This window comes from Corynebacterium stationis, from assembly GCF_001941345.1.
GTDB classification, from domain to species: domain Bacteria; phylum Actinomycetota; class Actinomycetes; order Mycobacteriales; family Mycobacteriaceae; genus Corynebacterium; species Corynebacterium stationis.
On sequence record NZ_CP009251.1, the window covers coordinates 2,277,566 to 2,293,523 of the forward strand.

20 protein-coding genes and 1 tRNA gene are annotated in these 15,958 nt (G+C 54.0%); 9 read left to right on the forward strand and 12 right to left on the reverse strand.

Annotated features, from left to right (window positions below; translation table 11 throughout):
* Positions 1–224 precede the first annotated feature (224 nt).
* From CSTAT_RS10555 to CSTAT_RS10565, 3 genes are all read right to left on the reverse strand, one after another.
* Positions 225–428 (reverse strand): hypothetical protein, encoded by a 204-nt coding sequence (locus tag CSTAT_RS10555; protein WP_244892839.1) that lies wholly within the window; start codon positions 426–428, stop codon positions 225–227.
* A gap of 83 nt (positions 429–511) precedes the next feature.
* A complete protein-coding gene (gene bioD / locus CSTAT_RS10560; RefSeq protein WP_075723443.1) occupies positions 512–1,195 on the reverse strand; it encodes a dethiobiotin synthase in 684 nt (227 codons plus the stop codon).
* Between the two features lie 3 nt (positions 1,196–1,198).
* Complete coding sequence (locus tag CSTAT_RS10565; RefSeq protein ID WP_075723445.1) at positions 1,199–2,458, reverse strand: adenosylmethionine--8-amino-7-oxononanoate transaminase; 1,260 nt, start codon at positions 2,456–2,458, stop codon at positions 1,199–1,201.
* Between the two features lie 83 nt (positions 2,459–2,541).
* Here CSTAT_RS10565 and CSTAT_RS10570 point away from each other — a divergent pair, with 83 nt between their 5' ends.
* The 5 genes from CSTAT_RS10570 (at position 2,542) to CSTAT_RS10590 (ending at position 6,780) form a co-directional block, all read left to right on the forward strand.
* Positions 2,542–4,002 (forward strand): peptide MFS transporter, encoded by a 1,461-nt coding sequence (locus CSTAT_RS10570; RefSeq protein WP_075723446.1) that lies wholly within the window; start codon positions 2,542–2,544, stop codon positions 4,000–4,002.
* A gap of 108 nt (positions 4,003–4,110) precedes the next feature.
* Entirely contained in the window at positions 4,111–4,869 is a 759-nt protein-coding gene (locus CSTAT_RS10575) for an HNH endonuclease family protein (RefSeq protein WP_075723448.1), read from the forward strand.
* Positions 4,870–4,959: 90 nt separating this feature from the next.
* Entirely contained in the window at positions 4,960–5,319 is a 360-nt protein-coding gene (locus CSTAT_RS10580; RefSeq protein ID WP_066796014.1) for a GntR family transcriptional regulator, read from the forward strand.
* Complete coding sequence (locus CSTAT_RS10585) at positions 5,316–6,053, forward strand: ATP-binding cassette domain-containing protein (RefSeq protein ID WP_075723449.1); 738 nt, start codon at positions 5,316–5,318, stop codon at positions 6,051–6,053. The genes CSTAT_RS10580 and CSTAT_RS10585 overlap by 4 nt, the downstream gene beginning before the upstream one ends.
* 1 nt (position 6,054) lies before the next feature.
* Entirely contained in the window at positions 6,055–6,780 is a 726-nt protein-coding gene (locus tag CSTAT_RS10590) for a hypothetical protein (protein ID WP_075723451.1), read from the forward strand.
* 69 nt (positions 6,781–6,849) lie between these two features.
* Here CSTAT_RS10590 and CSTAT_RS10595 read toward each other — a convergent pair whose 3' ends face one another.
* Together CSTAT_RS10595 and CSTAT_RS10600 are read right to left on the reverse strand one after the other, a co-directional pair.
* Complete coding sequence (locus CSTAT_RS10595; RefSeq protein WP_066796021.1) at positions 6,850–7,920, reverse strand: SPFH domain-containing protein; 1,071 nt, start codon at positions 7,918–7,920, stop codon at positions 6,850–6,852.
* A 193-nt stretch (positions 7,921–8,113) separates the two neighbouring features.
* A tRNA-Leu gene (locus tag CSTAT_RS10600) sits at positions 8,114–8,199 on the reverse strand.
* Between the two features lie 69 nt (positions 8,200–8,268).
* Between CSTAT_RS10600 and CSTAT_RS10605 the strand changes: the two genes are divergently transcribed.
* The gene (locus CSTAT_RS10605) at positions 8,269–8,718 is read left to right on the forward strand and encodes a hypothetical protein (protein ID WP_075723452.1); all 450 of its coding nucleotides are present in this window, start codon (positions 8,269–8,271) and stop codon (positions 8,716–8,718) included.
* Between the two features lie 75 nt (positions 8,719–8,793).
* The gene (locus CSTAT_RS10610; RefSeq protein ID WP_075723454.1) at positions 8,794–9,144 is read left to right on the forward strand and encodes a DUF3817 domain-containing protein; all 351 of its coding nucleotides are present in this window, start codon (positions 8,794–8,796) and stop codon (positions 9,142–9,144) included.
* Positions 9,145–9,263: 119 nt separating this feature from the next.
* Here the strand turns inward: CSTAT_RS10610 and rdgB are convergent, their stop codons facing one another.
* The 7 genes from rdgB to clpS all read right to left on the reverse strand — a co-directional run bounded on the left by rdgB (position 9,264) and on the right by clpS (position 13,858).
* On the reverse strand, positions 9,264–9,872 hold the full coding sequence (gene rdgB / locus CSTAT_RS10615) for an RdgB/HAM1 family non-canonical purine NTP pyrophosphatase (RefSeq protein WP_075723456.1): 609 nt from the start codon (positions 9,870–9,872) through the stop codon (positions 9,264–9,266).
* 5 nt (positions 9,873–9,877) lie between these two features.
* The gene (gene rph / locus CSTAT_RS10620; RefSeq protein WP_066838922.1) at positions 9,878–10,606 is read right to left on the reverse strand and encodes a ribonuclease PH; all 729 of its coding nucleotides are present in this window, start codon (positions 10,604–10,606) and stop codon (positions 9,878–9,880) included.
* Between the two features lie 23 nt (positions 10,607–10,629).
* A complete protein-coding gene (locus CSTAT_RS10625) occupies positions 10,630–11,397 on the reverse strand; it encodes an MBL fold metallo-hydrolase (RefSeq protein ID WP_075723457.1) in 768 nt (255 codons plus the stop codon).
* 107 nt (positions 11,398–11,504) lie between these two features.
* Positions 11,505–12,278: a glutamate racemase gene (gene murI / locus CSTAT_RS10630; protein WP_075723459.1), complete on the reverse strand. Its 774-nt coding sequence runs from the start codon at positions 12,276–12,278 to the stop codon at positions 11,505–11,507.
* Positions 12,279–12,950, reverse strand: coding sequence for a rhomboid family intramembrane serine protease (locus CSTAT_RS10635; RefSeq protein ID WP_066838907.1), 672 nt, complete (start codon positions 12,948–12,950; stop codon positions 12,279–12,281).
* 52 nt (positions 12,951–13,002) lie between these two features.
* Entirely contained in the window at positions 13,003–13,539 is a 537-nt protein-coding gene (locus tag CSTAT_RS10640; RefSeq protein WP_066796041.1) for a DUF2017 domain-containing protein, read from the reverse strand.
* Between the two features lie 7 nt (positions 13,540–13,546).
* On the reverse strand, positions 13,547–13,858 hold the full coding sequence (gene clpS / locus CSTAT_RS10645; RefSeq protein WP_075723461.1) for an ATP-dependent Clp protease adapter ClpS: 312 nt from the start codon (positions 13,856–13,858) through the stop codon (positions 13,547–13,549).
* A 97-nt stretch (positions 13,859–13,955) separates the two neighbouring features.
* Here clpS and CSTAT_RS10650 point away from each other — a divergent pair, with 97 nt between their 5' ends.
* Positions 13,956–14,537: a spore germination YkwD domain-containing protein gene (locus CSTAT_RS10650; RefSeq protein WP_075723463.1), complete on the forward strand. Its 582-nt coding sequence runs from the start codon at positions 13,956–13,958 to the stop codon at positions 14,535–14,537.
* 60 nt (positions 14,538–14,597) lie between these two features.
* Positions 14,598–15,932 (forward strand): nicotinate phosphoribosyltransferase, encoded by a 1,335-nt coding sequence (locus CSTAT_RS10655; protein WP_228385262.1) that lies wholly within the window; start codon positions 14,598–14,600, stop codon positions 15,930–15,932.
* Positions 15,933–15,958: the final 26 nt, after the last annotated feature.

Sequence of the window (15,958 nt, forward strand, 5' to 3'; positions counted from 1 at the left end):
CCTAGTGATATCGGTTATGACCAATGGCAGGGTTTCGGATTGAAAGATTCGGATTAAATTCGCGAAGAACAAAACGAAAATGGCAGGCCAAAAATTCAGCTGGTTTACCAGCATGCCACAAAATCATGAGGGAACCATCATCTTTTGCCCCGCGCCGCCAATGACATGCAACTTTAGGGCAAATCAACCGATAAATTCACTCACCACTGCTTTTGTGACCTGAACTATATATCGCAGCTAAGCATTCTTTCCACTGTATCGCGCGCCTGTTCAAGTGAGGGCGCAGACTTAGGAGATTCTTTGACTGAATTATCACTTTCCAAGACTTCCCCATCAAAGACCTGGCAGGCATGATCTGGGACAACTTCAGCGCTTCGAGCAATCCCGGCATCATCCAGATAGCCATCAAAGATGTAATCAATGCTCACGCTCAAAGTCTCCGTTCTTCCCGGTTCCGCTCTTCTCTGTTCAGCAGATTCCTCAACAGAGCCTACCTGCTTCCCAACTCACATCAGCTAACTAAGCTAGACGGGTCTGACGGCAAATCGCGCAACCAGTTGCGAGAACCTTCACTGAAAGCTTTCACGTCCATCGCGCCTGCTCCCTGCGGAATACACCCCCACAAGCGAACACCGGTAACTTTCTCCAACTCCTCGATATTCAATTGCGTTGCAAGATCGGGGTTTGCAGGCATGCTTCCACCGATTAATCCCGCAACCTGCAGGCCCCGACGCTGCGCCTCGCGCACGGTTAGCTCCGCCCAATTCAAACTGCCCAAACCGAGGGAGGTGACCACGATGATCGGCGCGCCAACATCCGCAGCGATATTCGCAAGCGTGAAATCATCGGCAAGCCGCACTAGGAGCCCACCGGCCCCTTCCACCAGGACCACACGTTCCGGATCATCTAATTGCCGTATCCAGTCCACCAACTCACCACGCTCCACCTGAACCACACCTGCGCGCCTAGCTGCGAGGTTTGGCGCCAAGGGTTCTGGATATCGCACATACTCTGCGACATCTACATCAGTTAGCGCTTTAACCGTGAAGATATCGCCATGACCTGTTGGCTCACCAGTTTGCACCGGCTTTGCCACCACCACGTCATGTCCATGACTCCGATAGTGGCTCGCAAGAGCCGCAGTAACAACGGTCTTCCCAATATCTGTTCCTGTCCCCGTCACAAAAATGATCATGTCTTATGCGCTTTCCGCTGCTGCGACCATTGCGCGTGCAATTTGTGCAACTTCATCATCCGTTGAGATAAACGGCGGCATGGCATAAATCAGTCGGCCGAAAGGCCGCAGCCACACACCATTGCGCATTGCAGCTGCGGTAGTAGCTGCCATATCTACGTCATGCGCCATTTCAATCACGCCGATGGCGCCGAGGACGCGGACATCCACAACTCCTGGAAGCTCTTCTGCCTTGGACAGCCCGGCGCGCAGCCCCTCTTCAATACGCGGTACGTCTTCTCTCCACGCACCTTCCGCAATCAGCGCTGTTGCTTCCGCCGCTACTGCACATGCCAGTGGGTTGGCCATGAAAGTTGGGCCGTGCATCAGCGCTTTAGGCTGCATCGCTTCCACCACCTTCGGTGTAGCCAGCGTTGCCGCCAGCGACATGAAACCACCAGTCAGCGCCTTTCCCACGCACATTATGTCAGAAGTAATTCCAGCAGCATGCGTGGCAAAAAGATCACCGGTACGGCCAAACCCGGTAGCGATCTCATCAGCGATGAGCAATACGTCGTTGCGGTCGCATATTTCGCGCACCCCAACGAGCAGTTCATGGTCATGAAACCGCATCCCGCCAGCGCCTTGAACTACGGGTTCAATGAGGAGGGCGACTATTGACTCATCGATAAGCTGCTCTAGGCGCTCCAAGTACTTCGCTCGCTGTGCCGCCGAAGCCCCGCGAACCGGTGGCGCATCCGCAAAAACTTGTTCGGTCAGAACATTAGGTCCCCACATGGCGTGCATTCCACCGACTGGATCGCACACGCTCATCGTCGCGAAAGTATCCCCGTGGTACCCGGACCTCCACGTTAAGAACCGGTCCCCCTTCTTGCCGCGCCCGCGTGCCCACTGCAGCGCCATTTTCATGGCAACCTCTACGGCGACCGAGCCCGAATCCGAGTAAAAGACCTGGGAATACGCGCCACCGGTGAGATGCATCAGGTTCTTCGTCAGCTGCGCGGCCGGTGCGTGGGTAAGCCCACCGAACATGACGTGGCTCATTGTGTCTATCTGCTTCTTCGCGGCTGCCACAAACCGCGGATGCCTATGCCCATGGGCGGCAGACCACCACGATGACATTCCATCAATCAGCTCTGCTCCGTCCGCCATGGTGAGATACACGGCATTTGCACTTGCGACCACAAAGACGTCTTGGCCCGGTGCGGCGTAGGGATGCCAAATGTGCGCGGAATCAACATCGCGAACGGCATTGCCGTCCATCCCCATCGCACCCTCATGAACACTGTTCAATAATTCCATACCCACTTGTTTATCACATCAAACCATGCAGTACATTGTCCCCCATGACCATAATTGAACACCATTCAATAAAATCTTCGATGGCCTGCTCCATCGTCCCCACCATCGCCGGGGTAGAGATGTGGGAACGCTTCAGCTTCTACGGAATGCAGGCGATTTTGGCCTACTACCTGTATTCAACAGTCACCGACGGCGGCCTTGGCATGGAACAAACCCATGCCACCGCACTACTTGGTGCCTACGGCAGCTTGCTTTACCTGTTCACATTTGTCGGTGGATGGATTGCGGACCATCTCTTAGGGGCGGAACGAACACTTCTGACCGGCGCATTAATGCTGGTGTTCGGACACCTGTGCCTGTCACTTGTCCCCGGGTACACAGGACTTATTGCAGGGCTTCTGCCCATCGCCGCGGGTTCTGGCCTACTTAAGACTGCAGCCATCACCATCTTGGGTGCAGCATTTGCGTCCACCCCCGGCGCGCGCGATGCCAGTTTCCAGGTCTTTTATTGCGGGATTAACATCGGAGGTCTTTTCGGCCCGCTTCTGACCGGTTGGCTGGCCCAGCACTACAACTACCACATGGGTTTTATGGCAGCTGGCATGCTCATGATCATCGGGCTTTTAAGCTATGCCGTTGGGCGTCGCTTTATTCTCAAAAATGCGGATGACCGGCTCAAAGATGTCATCGCAAAGCCTGCACATCCATTAGGAAAACAGGACTATTATCGGACTGCAGCCGCCGCTCTCGCGTGTTGCATTGCCGGAATATGCGCAGTTCTATGGCTGGATCCCACCACCATTTCTTACGTTCTCCTAGCCCTGACAGTGGCCGTAGCTGGTTTCCTCATGTGGACCATGTTCCGCTCGCCACTGGTTACCGCGGCAGAGCGCATCAAGGTGCGTGAATTTCTTCCCATCTTCGTATGCTCTGTGGTCTATTGGTGCCTGCAATCGCAGATCTATGGTGTCCTCGCTGTCTATTCAGAGCAACGCTTAAACCGTGAGGTCTTCGGATTCCTCGTTCCGGCAGCGTGGACTCAGTCCTTAAACCCGCTATTCATCTTGTTATTTAGCCCAATGCTTGCAGCACTTTTCCTGCGCTATTCAATGTTCTCCCCACACAACCGCACACTGACAAGCATTGGCGTCATCATTGCTGGCGCCGGGATGTTTCTCTTGCTCCCCTTTACTGGCATGGGCCCCGGCTCGACTCCATTCCTAATTCTTGGCGGGACTATTTTGCTCATGACACTGGGCGAGCTTTTCGTCGGGCCCGTCGCGATGGCTGCCGCCGGCACTCATGCTCCCCGCGCTTTTAACACTCGGTTCTCAGCAGTTTATTTTCTCACGATGGCCATTGGCTCATCACTCGCCGGCGCTCTTTCGACGTTCTACGATCCAAATTCCCCAGCTGGGGAAACTTTCTATCTAGCCGTGGTTGGAATTGCGCCCGTCGCGCTGGGCGCAATTCTTCTTATGTGTGCACGGATGCGCCGCCCATAGCCCTTCGCAACACCGAATCTGAACGGTTATCAAGCACCCTTTTATCAAACACGCTTTCGTCACCAACTTCGGGCTTGTCCCACTGGCAGTCTAGAATCATCATCCATCATGACTAAAGGTTTAAAGCGTGTGGCAACGGTTGCTGTTCAAATTCTCATTCTCTTAGCAATCATCATTGGCGTTGCTTTTTACAATGACGCCGATTCCCGGAATGCCCAGCCTGGTTCGGTTGAAACTTTCGTGAAAACAGCACCAGCTACGCAGGAAGCTACCGCTTCCCAGCCGGATGCTTCGAATCACTACGTCCAAGCCCTAGACAGCCTGCGCGTTGCAGGACGTGCGCCAAAGACCGGTTATGAACGTGAGCTTTTTGGCCAGGCATGGAGCGATGATGTCACGGTGGAATTTGGCCACAACGGCTGCGATACCCGCAATGATATTTTGCGCCGCGACCTGGTCAACACAGAAATTAAAGAAGGCACCTACGGCTGCGTGGTTTTATCAGGCACGCTGCATGACGCTTACAGTGGTGAGACTATCGATTTCACCCGCGGGCGTTCGACATCTTCGGAAGTTCAAATTGACCACATCGTGGCGCTTGCCGATGCCTGGCAAAAAGGCGCGCAGCAATGGGACGAGGAAACGCGTCGCAACTTTGCCAACGACCCGCGCAATCTGCGCGCGGTAAAAGGTCGCCTAAATGCACAAAAGGGCGCTGGCGATGCCGCGACCTGGCTCCCACCGCAGCGTCAGCACCGTTGCGAATACGCCCGCGACATCATTGACGTGAAGTCCGAATACGGATTGTGGGTAACCCCCGCAGAAAAAGACGCGCTACACACCCAGCTCGCTACCTGCACAAACTAAGCAGTTTGACCTTTGCTATTGCCATTTATCCGCAAATGGCTATATGGTTACCCACATAGGTGGTTAACCCATAAACCTAAGGAGCCGCCAATGCCTGAAACTCGACCCATCTATCAGCGCCTCGCCGCGGGTATTCGCGACCAGATTTCTTCTGGTCTTTTGCCCGAAGGCGAACGCGCGCCGTCCACGAATGAACTCTCTGCGTTTCATTCGGTCAACCCAACCACAAGTGCCAAAGCGCTTACGCTGCTTGTCGACGAAGGCTTGCTCGAAAAGCGTCGCGGCCTAGGGATGTTCGTAGTCCATGGTGCTCGTGAGAAAGTTCGTGCCACCCGGCGCGAAAATCTTGCCGCCAGCTTTATTCGTCCGCTTCTTGATGAAGCACGCGCACTTGGTTTAAGCGACGCGGAACTCGACCGTCTCCTCGATGAGGAAAGGAACCGACTATGACCCTCGACATCTCCCCTGGCGCCTATGGCCTCATTGGCCCTAATGCGGCGGGTAAAACCACGTTGCTGCGAAAACTTCATGCCCAAGGCAATGCGTCCATTGCACCATCGGCTGCCGATGCCACGTTCGCTGGTTACACGGTTGCCGACCACCTGGTGTGTGCTCGCCTTGCTCGTCCTAACTTTGATGATGCGCTCGCATCGCGCATCCTCGGTGACATCCCGCTTAAGGCACGGTTTGCATCGTTAAGCGCTGGGCAGCGTCGCTTGCTTACTTTGGCGAGCACCCTGGCATCCGATAAACCAATGCTGCTTCTCGATGAACCACTCGATGGATTAGACATCGATTCCCGAACGATGCTGCGCGAGGTCTTCATCGAATTGCTCGCCGAATCCGAGCGCATTCTCGTGATTGCTACACACCGCGCCGAGGACCTCGTGGGCCTTGTCGACCACGTCATTACCGTTCATGACAACAGTGTGTCCGCCCCCGTGGAATTAGATATCCTCCGCGAGAATTTCCCAACACTTACTGGCTCTACAGCTGTTATTGAAGAGATTGTCTCGCGGAAGAAGGTCGTCGACAAGCGGGCTTTAGGCGGTATTTCCGCAGTCACCCTGGCCGAAGCATTGTCTTCTTCGGAAACTGTTCGCGCACAGACAGAGGGCATCGATATTTCGACTGCCGATGACCCCACGCTTATCAACTTGCTAGCTTCTACCGAAAGGAACTGAGATGTTCGCAGCATTCTTAAAACCCGTCCGGCGCGAATTCCTCTTCACGTTCATAGCCGTTTCCATCGCACTTGCCTTCGGTCGCTGGTGGGCCTTCGATGGAGGGCTATGGACATGGGGCGGACTAATTTTTAGCGGTTTGCTTTTTGTCGATGCCGGCCACAACTGGCCAAAACTCCACGCACTCGACGTTCCTGCTCGACGCTGGGTCGGCGGCGCGCTTACGACCGCAGCTCTGTGGTCGGCTGTGATGGCGGCGATTGCGGCTGCATCAGCGCTGATCATGCAGAGAAATTCGCCCTATTACACCTGGTATGACTGGTTTGTCAATACTGACGGCCCAGTTACGCATCTTGATACCAATGACGCGGAATACGTGCTCCCAGATATGGGAATTACGGCAGCTTCTGTGGCCTGGACCTACCTGATTTTGGTGTCGGCTTTCTTAATCTTCACCATCACTGGCCTTGCGGTGGGAATCTCGCTTCGCCGCTGGCCGCAGCTGCTAACGATGGGGCTATCCGCCGCCATTGCGCTTGCCCTTCTCATTGCTGTCACGATCTACTTGAGCTGGACTGCTTATCAACGTGCAGAAAATCCAGACGTAGTCTTCCCAATTATTCTCGAATCCTGGCAACGCTTCCTTTTGGTTCTAGTTGTGGGTGCAGCCCCGGCGATAGCTGGTTGGTGGGCTATCCGCCGCAGCCTGCGCAACCCGTGGGCTTAGCCCAGAATCAAAAAGACCCTGCCGAAGCAGGGTCTTTTCAATTCGTAGCGTTTAACGCCGGGCTTGTTCTTACTGGCCGCCACCACGGAGCTGGTCACGCATTTCGTTGAAGTACTCACGCGCGGACTGAACCTGCTGCGGCTGCTGCTGACGCTGCTGGCTCGGCTGGGATTGCGCCGGATTGTACTGCGGCTGCGGCTGGGAAATCTGGCGAGGCTCGCTATCAGCAACCTTCGCGGAGCCATCGTTTTTATCGAGTGCGTGCGAAGACATCAGCACATCGCGCATGCCTTGGAAGATATCGCCCATTCCGCCTGGGTTAGACGGCATAAACAGTACGTTGGACTGCGAGTTGCTGGAAACATCGACCATGGCGTCCAAATATTGCGATACCAGCATCAAAGCTTCTGGTGATTCATCGATACCGGCAGCACGCAGCATCTCATACTGTGCTGCGATACCTTCAACAATTTCCTTACGCTGCTCAGCAACACCGCGACCTTGCAACTTGCGAGCTTCAGCGGAACCTTCTGCTTCTTTAATGACGCGAATTTTCTCAGCCTCAGCCTGGGCAACAGCTGCTTCGCGTTCACGCTGCGCCGCGTTAATCGAGTTCATGGATTCACGAACGCGGGCATCTGGGCGAATATCGGTGACCAGGGTGTTAACGAAGTTCCAGCCGTACTCCGCCATGTTGTCACGCAGGGACAGGCCAACGTTTTGAGCAATGGTGTCTTTGGACGAGAAGGAATCATCCAGATTCATGTTCGCGACCGAAGAGCGAACGTTGTCCTGCACGTAGGCAATGATCTGCTGCTCGTGGTCGGATAGGCGGTAGAACGCCTCGCGCTCACGGCCTTCGACTGTTTCATACTGCACAGCTACTGGGATCTGCACAAAGACGTTGTCTTTGGTCTTGGTTTCAACCATGACGTCCAGCTGGTGAATCTGCAAAGAAATCTTGTCACGAACGCGGTCGATATAAGGCAGTTTGAAGTGGAAACCTGCGTGCGCGACCTTGTTGAACTTACCGAGGCGCTCAACGATGGCGGCCTCTCGAGTGCGAACAATGAAGTAGCCATCAAAAATGGTCACCACAACGAGAAGTAAGAGGACTGCGAGCACAATTATAGTAGTCAAAATTATCACCGACTGGATAGGGCGTGGACACCCCGATGAACTCGAAGCCTCACACTATGTATTGAACTGATTGAAAAGGGTTACCTAATCCATGGTCGCACAAAATTAGTTCATGCGCACTACCTATTTTCCGGCCCAGCCGTGCCGCAAATAGAAAAATAGCCTCCCAGTATAACTGGAAGGCTATTTTGCATGGTGCGCCCGGTGAGACTTGAACTCACACGCCCTGAGGACACTAGAACCTAAATCTAGCGCGTCTGCCAATTCCGCCACGGGCGCCTGCGGAATCGATAGTACAACAAATGGTGGCCAAACTAATAATCGAGCAAATAGGGCTTTTGGAAAATCATGGGTAGGGTGGAAGATGTGAGTCAGCAGCGAAATAAAATCAAACCACGATGGTGGCATTTTGTGCTCATCGGGGTTTTCGTAGTTGCCTTTCTGGGCCTTGCATGGTGGCAGTGGACGCGTTTTCAATCCGGCTCCGGCACCTTCCAAAATCTGGGATACGCCTTTCAATGGCCGCTCTTTGCAGCCTTCGTGATTTACGCATATCGCACGGCACTTCATTACGAGAATCAGCGAATTGATGCAGAAAACGAAGCTGCCCAATCCGGCGCTGAAGACTTCGTCTACCAGGCACCACAAGAGACTGATGACCAAATCACCAAGATTGATGAAAATTTCCTTCCCCAACGCAGGCAGCTAAGCGTTGAAGAATTCAACGCTCTAAACCAGCCGCGGCGAAGGCAGGCAGCACCCGAGCAACACCGAAATGACCATCACGCGGATTTGTAGAATCTGATAAAGCTAGAGCTTGGAAATCAATAATTTCCACCACACCTTCACAACCGAAAAGGACTTTTCTTTAAAATGGCTAGCCCGCAGCAGGTACACCCAGAACGTCAAAAGCGCGTCGATACCGCATTGAAATTCTTCACCATTGCCGCGACGATCACCGGTATCTTCCTGGTAATCCTGGTTATCCGCATGGTTTTGGAATACATCGTAGGCATGGAAATGCCGGACTGGGCCACCCTGATTGCGCAGGCACACGGTCTTGCCTACATGGTGTACTTGCTGTCCATTTTGAACCTTGCGCCTAAAGCTCGCTGGTCCGTGGGTCAATGGTTTACCACCGCTCTTGCCGGCGTAATTCCGTTCTTCTCCTTCTGGATGGAGATCAAACGCCGCGACCAGGTCAAAGCAGTGTTCCAACTCTAAGAGCTAAATCTTGAAGATTTAGCTGAATAAACTGCGGATATTGCAAAGCAAAGGACCGTGCATTAGAAAACTGTACGGTCCTTTCGCTATGCGCGGGCTGCTACTAGTTTCGGTGCCAACTAGCGGGAAGCAGCGAGCTTTTCAATCACCGGCACCAGCTGTGCCAATGCACGCCCGCGGTGCGAGGCGGCATTCTTCTCCTCAGGTGTCATCTCCGCAGAGGAACGAGTGTCACCTTCGGGTTGGAAAAGCGGGTCGTAGCCAAAGCCAGCCTCACCACGCGGGGCTCTCAGCAGTGTGCCAGGCCAGCGTCCTTCGGCAACGTGATCTTGGCCCGCCGGAGTAACCAAAGCACACACCGAAACAAAAGCCGCCTGGCGGCGTTCGGACGGAACATGTTCCATCTGCGCCAGCAATAACTCATTATTCGCCACATCATTGCCGTGCTGACCAGACCAGCGTGCAGAAAGGACACCTGGCATCCCGTTGAGTTCTTCCACCGCAATGCCGGAATCGTCAGCAATGCAGGCAAGACCCGTTGCCTGCGCGCCAGCGTGCGCCTTAATCAAAGCATTATCGGCAAAGGTGCGTCCGTTTTCGACTGGCTCGTCATAAGGCTCGACGTCACGCAGTGGAACTAGCTCAACAGAATCGATGCCGGCATCAGCCAGAATCTTTTCCAGCTCGCGGAGCTTCTTCGCGTTATTCGATGCAACAAGAAGTTTCATGCGACCTAGATTCCCAAAGCTGCGCGCTGAGCCGCGATGAGCTCAAAGCAGCCCTTCTGTGCAACATCGAGCATGGCGTTGAGCTCATCGCGTCCGAAGAGACCGTTTTCACCGGTGCCTTGAACTTCCACGAAGTTGCCGGATTCCTGCATTACGACATTTAGGTCAACTTCTGCGCGGGAGTCTTCCTCATATGGCAAGTCCAAGCAGACATTGCCTTCGACAATGCCTACGGAGACTGCAGCGATGGGGTCTAACAGTGGCTCGCCGGGAACCACGCCTTGGTCTTTTAGGACAGCGATGGCATCGGCAAGCGCTACATATGCACCCGTAATCGATGCAGTGCGGGTACCACCATCGGCCTGGAGCACATCGCAGTCAATCTGGATGGTGTTCTCCCCCAGCTGGCTCAAGTCAATCGCCGCGCGCAGGGAACGGCCTACCAGGCGAGAAATCTCATGAGTGCGGCCCTTGACCTTGCCTTTCATGGACTCACGTGGCATACGGTCATGGGTTGCAGACGGCAGCATAGCGTATTCCGCAGTCAACCAGCCCTCACCGGAATCCTTCTTAAAACGCGGAACGCCCTGCTGCACTGAAGCAGTACACATCACGCGGGTGTTGCCGAACTCAACCAGCACAGAGCCGGCAGGATTAGTGGTGAAATTGCGGGTAATACGGACACTTCGCAGCTGGTCTAAGTCACGACCATCAGCACGTTGAAAATCAGTCATGTCCTCAAGGGTACCGCGCGTGCTTAAAGTTCAAAGTCCATGCCCGGCGCGCCCAGCACAATTTCCCCATCAAATTCTGAACGTGCTGCATCAAGGGTGGATTGCGGATCACTCCAAGGCTGCAGATGCACAAGAACCAGCTTTTTGACATCGGCAAGCGTTGCTAAACGCCCTGCCTGATTGCCTGACATGTGCATGCCCTGCGGGCGGCCCTCGGTCTCACAACCCCAGGCTGCTTCTGCGAGGAAGATATCTGCATTCTGCGCTGCCGGCACCAAGTCCTCGGTATAGGCGGTATCACCGCTGTAGCAGATAACCTTGCCGGTCTTGGCGTGCTCCATGCGTAGGCTAAAGGCTTCAATCGGGTGAATCGCATGAAAAGGCGTCATATAGACGTCATCGATAAGCTCGCGTTTGCCGTGTTCCCAAGCAGAGAACGCGAAAGAATCCGAGAAATCATCCACTTCATCAATATGATCCGCGCTCATGCGCCCTAGGTGCGTTGGGGCATCGTGCGGGCCGAACATGAAATTACGCGACGCAGCTGGAGCATCCGGATGGAACCGGCGCCACACCATCAAAGACGGGAAGTCGGTGCAGTGATCTGCGTGCAGATGGCTGAAGGTCAAGTGCGCATCGCACGGATCCTGGATTTTCTGCAAAGCCGCAAAGGTACCAGGGCCTAAGTCCATCACAATCGATGGTGCGTCTGGGAAAGAAACCAAGTAACCTGACGCAGGGTTATTAGGACTGGGAACACTGCCCGAGCATCCTAGAATGGTCAACTTCATGAGGCTATGTTGTCATGAATTAAGTCAAAAAGCTTGAAATACATACCTTCCAACGTCCAAAGACACTAACTATAGCCCCATGTGGGGATCCTCACCGCAGGATAAAGCTACAGCTGAGGCCCCAGAAATCGCTGTGCCAGGCGCGAAAAAGTTTCTGGATCACCCGTGGACTCAAATTTGCGAAGGGGCTTATTATCCACGGGTGCGAGTTCATCGTGCTCGGTCAAAATGCGCAAAACATCTTTCGCTGTCTCCTCTGCTGAAGACACCAATGTGACATTATCGCCCATGGCCAGCTGAATAATGCCGGTCAGCAAGGGATAGTGCGTACAACCCAGCACCAAAGTATCCACTCCGGCCGCTTGCAGCGGTGCAAGATATGCCTCTGCCACCCCGAGAATCTGCCTTCCGGAAGTAATACCGCGTTCCACAAAAGGCACAAAATCCGGACATGCCACGGCAAGTGCTTCTACCTGCTCATCTTGGGCAAAAAGACGCTGGTAAGCCTGGGAATTAATAGTTCCTTCTGTACCAATGACACCGACCTTGTGATTGCGTGTTGTCGCAAGCGCACGGCGTACGGCCGGCCTGATGACTTCCACCACGGGGATGTCATAGCGCTCACGGGCTTCATCCAGAAATGCTGCGGTAGCGGTATTACACGCAATCACCAACATCTTGCAGCCGCGTGCCACTAGGTCATCACCAATTTCGCGCGAAAGGTTTCGCACATCTTCTAATTCCCGCGGACCATATGGCGCGTGGGCGGTATCCCCGACATAGATGATGGATTCCTGCGGCAATTGCTCCATGATTGTGCGCGCAACAGTTAAGCCACCGACACCTGAATCAAAGATGCCGATGGGAGCTAAGCGGTCCACTTATCTAACCGCCTTCGCTTTACGACGAGCAATCTGCGCCTTGGTGTCATCTGAAGTGATAACACTACCCGCTAAGACACCGCCGGCGGCACCGAAGAGGTGTGCTTGCCACGACACCCCTTCATATATGGGCAGCACTCCGAAAATCATGCCGGAGTAGAAAATACCTAAGAGGATGCCCAAAGCAATCTGGCCCAAGGAACGATTAAAGATACCGCGGATGAGCAAATAGGCCCACCAGCCATAGACCACGCCGGAAGCACCGATGTGATTTGTACCGGGTCCGCCAAGTAGCCACGTGCCAATCCCGCCGATTAATACAACCAGCAGGGTCACTTCCCACCAGGCACGCCGGCCAGAAAGACCAACTAAAAAGCAGAAGATGGCGCCTGAAATGGAGTTAGAAATCAGGTGCTCAAAATTAGCGTGTAAAAAGGGCGAGGTGATAATGCCCAATAGGCCGTTGAAATCTAACGGGTGAATACCGAAATTCGTCAGCGCGCCGCCGAAGATAAAGGTGTTGACTAGATGCACCAGCCACAGCACTGCAACATAGCCGAGCGCAAATGTTAACCCGGTGGCGATGCGGCCACGCTTGGTGTAATTCGCCGAGATACCGTTGTTGGAGGTTCTTTTGCCGGCGGGCTGCGGAATCGGTGCTGGGTAAGTCATAATGGCTTTTAGTTTAACCCACTCCAGCTGACGTTGCCGTCTTCTTTCTTAGCTAGCCAACCAAGGCTTCTAATAAGGAATCTTGGCAATATCCAAGCCACTCCACCAAAGTGTCGCGGTTTTGTTCATCTTCTTCGCTAAAGATGGGCCCGCTGGCCAAGTACAGGCGCAGGTCATTGAGACCGGCGAGAAATGCGTGCGCATCAGCTTCTTCGATGGAGACTTCTACCCCACCGACTGGCCCGAGTGCATGGTTGATGACTTGCAGGTTGCGCAGTTTTTCTTTGGCGATGTCATTTTCATGCAGGCTGCGCATCAGGCCTGCATCCCCGTCATATTCTTCTTCGCCTTCTGCGAAAAAGTCTGGAAAAAGTCGCGCTAAGGAAGGATCTGCAGGGGCATCCTTGTGCCCGCTAGGCATGTCCATCATTTCTGCCAGTTCATCTTTGGGCGCGGATTGTGCCCGTTGGATGATGGCTTCGCTCACGGTTGAAGTGAGGTTACCGAGGACTTCTCGTTCCATAGGCTCCAGCACGGTTTGAAATTTTGCACCGCGCAATAGCGCCTTTTTCTTTTTCCATGGTTGCATCTATCTTTTAACCTGCCTGCTGCATCGTTGCCCAAAGCCCTGCTACTTGCAGCTTTTTCACGTCGGCTTCGACTTTGTCACGTTCACCCGAGCTTACTGCAGCTTTACCTTCAGTATGCACTTGCATCATTAATTCATTAGCGCGCTTTTTGTCATAGCCCAACACGGTTTGGAAAACATAAGCGACATAGCTCATGAGGTTGACAGGGTCATCCCAGACGATGCACATCCACGGGAGATTTTCTTCCGACTCTACCGAGACTTCTACTGCCTCATCTAGCTCCGGAGAAGCCATGGGGGAACTTAATTGCACGTACATGGCTCCTAGCTTAACGAACTTTCTTACTTTCATTGGAGATTTTCGCTAGAGTCAGTCATTGCACATTCCTCTTCGTTGCTTGCAAAGGCCCCAGAACATGCAACTGCCACCGTCTATTACCCAAAAATTCCAGGAACTTTTCTCTGGCACTAACCCGTCCAATCTTATTAAGATCGGGATTACGGCTATTACCTTGACGCTCACGTTAATCGCCGCGGTCGCTTCTGGTGGCGCCGCATCACCAGAAGGTGGTGCTGGCGATGAGGATACGTCCGAGGAAACTCCCCTGACTGGGCATCCAGATTATGTAGCGCCCTCGCTTGAGGTGCAGACGAGGCTGGCCACCGTTGAAGACGAGGTCTATAACGCGATCCATGAGATGCGCCAGGAACAGTATTTGGGAATATCTTTTAAATATCCTGAGCGCCAGGCCGCAGCGCAGTATAAGGCACAAGAAAATGCTGTGACGGGGCAAGAAGGTCCAGTCGAGGAAAATATCAGCATGCTGCAGGCGTATTTGCCGCTTGCCGAGGCTTCCGGATATGAATTCATCGAAAGGCTGCGCAACTCCGAGCCACATGCTGCTGTATTTATGGACCCTTCAAGTGTGCACATGGCAGTCTCAACTGCATACTCCGCAGGCGATGACACTGTGTGGCTCGTTCTGCAATTTGATTAATGGGAACGTTTGGCGCAAGATGCCGCCGATTTACTTTATCGCGCGCTAGACTTGTTCGCTGTGAACCCTAAGTTAAATAATTCCCACTCCACGGCTCCATCCACGGCACTGCTCACCGATATGTATGAGCTGACAATGCTGCAAGCAGCGCTTGCCGATGGCACCGCTGACCGCCCAGTTGTCTGTGAAGTCTTCGCGCGCCGGTTGTCTAATGAACGTCGTTACGGTGTTGTCGCTGGCATTCCGCGCGTGTTGGAGGCAGTGAAGAACTTCCGCTTTACGGAAGAACAGTTAGAAACCCTGACCTTTTTAGATCCAGCGACATTAGATTACCTGCGCAATTACCGCTTTTCTGGACAGATTGATGGCTACCGGGAGGGCGAGTTATTTTTCCCAAACTCTCCGCTGCTGACGGTTCGCGGTAGCTTCGGCGAGTGCGTTTTATTAGAAACCGTCATCTTGTCGATTATGAACTCCGATTCCGCGGTGGCTTCGGCTGCCTCCCGCATGGTAGTGGCAGCCGATGGCCGCCCGATTATCGAAATGGGTTCGCGCCGTACGCATGAGCAGGCGGCAGTTACCGCTGCACGCGCTGCTTACCTCGCGGGCTTTGAATCTACTTCTAACCTCGAAGCTGCAGCACGCTACGGCATTCCGGCATCGGGTACCGCGGCGCACTCCTGGACTTTGGCTCACGTCAATGACGATGGCAGCGCGAATGAAAAGGCCGCTTTCAAATCCCAAATTGAAGCCCACGGTGTCAAAACCACCCTCTTGGTAGATACCTTCGATATCACCCAGGGCGTCAATAACGCCATCGAGGTCGCTGGCGTAGAACTAGGCGGAGTACGCATTGATTCTGGAAACTTAGGCGCAATCACCCGCCGCGTGCGCAAGCAGCTCGATGATTTAGGTGCGCACAACACCAAGATCGTGGTTTCCTCTGACTTGGATGAATTTGCAATAGCTGGCCTGCGCGGTGACCCAGTGGATGTCTACGGTGTGGGTACTTCCGTAGTCACCGGTTCTGGCGCACCAACCGCGAGCATGGTGTACAAAATCGTGGAAGTCGATGGGCATCCCGTCGCAAAGCGCTCTGAAGCGAAAAAGTCCGTCGGCGGGGCCAAGCGCGCCCTGCGCTCCTACCGCTCCTCTGGCGTTGCTATCGAAGAGATCATCTTCCCGTTCGATAGCGAGGAGCCTGATACCGGTCACTTGAGCTCCAAGATGCTGACGGTGCCATTGATTCGGGACGGGGAAATTGTCGACAAGCAACCAAGCCTTGATGAATCCCGCGAGTACCTGGCGCACAGCATCAAGACCTTGCCATGGGAAGGCCTGGCGCTGACCCGCGATGAACCTGCCGTGCACACCCGCTACGTGGGCTTTGAATAACTCGAAACGTTTTACAGTAGGCAAAG